Here is a 2,775-nt window from a genome sequence, read left to right as displayed (position 1 = left end):
CGCATATACTGGGAGGCGTGCTTTCTGGACTGGTGATAGTAGACAAGCCGCAAGGTTGGACCAGCCACGATGTGGTTGGACGGATGCGGCGGATTGCCGGTACCCGAAAGGTTGGCCACGCCGGGACACTGGATCCGATGGCCACCGGCGTTCTGGTGGTGGGCATCAACAAGGCCACCCGGCTGCTGACCTACATCGTGGGCACGTCCAAGACCTACACGGCCACCATCAGGCTCGGTGAATCCACCGTGACGGACGACGCCGAAGGCGAGGTTACCGCCACCCGCAGCGCCGCCGGGGTAACCGAAGACGCTGTCCGCGCCGGCGTCGCGGCACTGACCGGGGAAATCGAGCAGGTTCCCAGCAGCGTCAGTGCCATCAAGGTCAACGGCGAACGCGCCTACGCCCGGGTCCGGTCCGGTGAAGAGGTCAAGCTCGCAGCCCGGCCTGTAACGATCCACCGCTTTGAGATCCACGAGACCCGTCCCGTCCACGACGGCGAGGCCCTCGACGTCGACGTCACCGTGGAGTGCTCCTCCGGTACCTACATCCGTGCCCTGGCCCGCGACCTCGGCGATGCTCTCGGCGTCGGCGGCCACCTGACTGCACTGCGGAGGACTCAAGTGGGTCCATATACCCTTGATCAGGCGCACACCCTCGAACAATTGGCCGAGACGCTGGATGTCCTGGAAATCTCGGACGCCGCCCGTGCACTCATGCCGAACCGTGAACTCAGCGAGGCGGAAACCACCGAGATTTCCTTCGGCCGCAGAATCGGAGCCGGAGCAACCGCAGGCACACCCGAGGCAGCGACCGCGGACAAACCGGCAGCGGCGTTCGCGCCGGACGGTTCGCTCGTGGCCCTCCTGGCCGATGCGGGAAGCTACGCCAAACCTGTGCTCGTCTTCGCACCGGATAATGAAAAGCCCGGCAACGAAAAGCCCAGAAACGGCAAGCCGGGCAACGACAAGCAGCCCACAGAAAAGCTGGCCGGCCAGTAGTGGACGCGTATTTCTACATCATTCTGGTGGTGGGCCTGCTCTCCAGCATCATTTGCGTCGTCGCGGGCCTCCTGAAAAAGGCGCCCAACGACACGACGATACTGTCGGTGGCCGCCGTCGAACTTGCCCTCCTGGTCTATCTGGGGGGTTCGATTGTCCGGGTGGCCAGCGGCGAGCGGATCGCGGGAGAGTCCTGGGAGTTCTGGGGCTATCTGGCCACGGCGCTGATCCTCCCGATCGGGGCCGTTTACTGGTCCATCCTGGAGCGGACCCGCTGGAGCAACTTTGTCCTGGCCGCCGTCGGAGTCACCGCCCTGGTGATGGCGGCGCGCATGAACCAGATCTGGTATTGAGATGGAAGAGGCAGAAAACGTGAGCGCAAACTCCCCGCACGACGGCACCGGAAACCCGGCGGCGCCGGCGTCCCGGACCTCTGGGCCGGCGGACGCTGAATCCGCCGACACTGCGCCGGCGGAAACCGCGGCGCCGGGCACTGGGGCGACTGAAACTGCGCCGGCGACGACCGATACCCGCAACACCGGGCCGGGACGGCTGTTGATTGCTGTCTATGCCATCTTCGCGATTTCGGCGACAGCCCGGGCCGGCTACCAGATTCTCACGAAGTTTTCCGAGGCGCCGCTGGCCTACCTGCTGTCCGCGTTCGCCGCTGCCGTCTACGTCGTGGCCACCGTGTCGCTGGCGAAGCCGGGGCGCACCGCGTTCAAGGTCTCGGTGGCGGCAGTCCTGGTGGAGCTTGTGGGCGTCCTGGTGGTGGGAGCACTCAGCGTGTTCGACTCGGTGAACTTCCCGCATGAGACGGTGTGGTCCCTGTTTGGCCGCGGCTACGGATTCATCCCGCTCCTGCTGCCGATCCTGGGACTTATCTGGCTGTACCGCCGCCGCCCTGCGCGCCGGGACCACTAACTCCGGCTGCCTACAAGCGGCCGGCGATGCCCCGGGCCTCCGTGAGCCTGCTGCGCAGTCCCGGCCAGGCCGCGGCGAAGCCCGGGTGCAGTTCCTTGCCGCCGACGCCGTCAATCCCCACCCACTGCAGTTCGATACTTTCCGCATCACTGATCGCGGCCTCAAACGGCTGCAGTGCAAGGGCCACCACGGTGGTGTAGGACCAGTAGCCGACGTCGAACACTGACGTAAACAGGACCTGGAGATTCCCCGGAGGCACGGCCGCTTCCTCGTGTGCTTCCCGCAACGCGCCGTGGATGGCTTCTTCCCCTTGGTGCAGGGCGCCGCCGGGGAGCCCCCAGGTGCCGCCCTGATGGCTCCACAAGGCGCGGTGCTGGAGGAGGACCCCCTTGGCGGGGTCGTGGACCAGGAGCCCGGCGGAACCGAACCGACCCCAGAACCGCCCCCTGTCGCCATTGACCCAGGCATCGCCAGGATCGCGTGGGCCCAATGGGCGGCGCGGATCGCCCGGCAGCAGTGGTGCGAAAGGTGATTCCCCGACTTGGGGAGCGGCTGTGCTGTCCATCCCTACAGCTTGCCACGCACCGGTCCGTAGGAGGGCGGGGGTCGTACGCAGTGTTACGTGCCCGGACGTGCCCTATGGGCTCCCGGTGCTCTGACGTGCGCTGCCGGGAGTCACCCACTATGAGTCGCGCGCCGGCAAGAATGGCTTCCGCTATTTCTGTCGTACCCCTCTGGCAGAGTTTAGTTATGGAAGCCAGTGGAGAGTTCATCCCGGACCGGGCGCCTTGGGCCGGCCCGGCTGTGTCCTCCCGGCATCCCCGTCTGGCCGCCGTTCCCGGCGCGGCTG

At 66.4% G+C, this 2,775-nt stretch carries 4 protein-coding genes; 3 read left to right on the top strand and 1 reads right to left on the bottom strand.

Annotated features, from left to right (window positions below; translation table 11 throughout):
• The first annotated feature begins 17 nt into the window (after positions 1–17).
• From truB to Y706_RS27105, 3 genes are read left to right on the top strand one after another with little or no spacing between them, the layout of a single operon-like run.
• Entirely contained in the window at positions 18–1,001 is a 984-nt protein-coding gene (gene truB / locus Y706_RS27110; protein ID WP_084476324.1) for a tRNA pseudouridine(55) synthase TruB, read from the top strand.
• Positions 1,001–1,354: a hypothetical protein gene (locus Y706_RS0121815; RefSeq protein ID WP_028278244.1), complete on the top strand. Its 354-nt coding sequence runs from the start codon at positions 1,001–1,003 to the stop codon at positions 1,352–1,354. The genes truB and Y706_RS0121815 overlap by 1 nt, the downstream gene beginning before the upstream one ends.
• 19 nt (positions 1,355–1,373) lie before the next feature.
• Complete coding sequence (locus Y706_RS27105) at positions 1,374–1,925, top strand: hypothetical protein (RefSeq protein ID WP_253906872.1); 552 nt, start codon at positions 1,374–1,376, stop codon at positions 1,923–1,925.
• 10 nt (positions 1,926–1,935) lie between these two features.
• Here the strand turns inward: Y706_RS27105 and Y706_RS0121805 are convergent, their stop codons facing one another.
• Entirely contained in the window at positions 1,936–2,490 is a 555-nt protein-coding gene (locus Y706_RS0121805) for an NUDIX domain-containing protein (RefSeq protein ID WP_028278243.1), read from the bottom strand.
• Positions 2,491–2,775 lie beyond the last annotated feature (285 nt).

It is taken from the genome of Arthrobacter sp. I3, from assembly GCF_000520575.1.
Taxonomy (GTDB): domain Bacteria; phylum Actinomycetota; class Actinomycetes; order Actinomycetales; family Micrococcaceae; genus Arthrobacter; species Arthrobacter humicola_A.
Note: the sequence above shows the minus strand (reverse complement) of the source record. Positions and strands in the feature narration are given on the sequence as shown.

Coding starts and splice junctions, on each gene's coding strand:
- Y706_RS0121805 (WP_028278243.1), bottom strand. CDS start 2,490: ATGGACAGCACAGCCGCTCCCCAAGTCGGGGAATCACCTTTCGCACCA.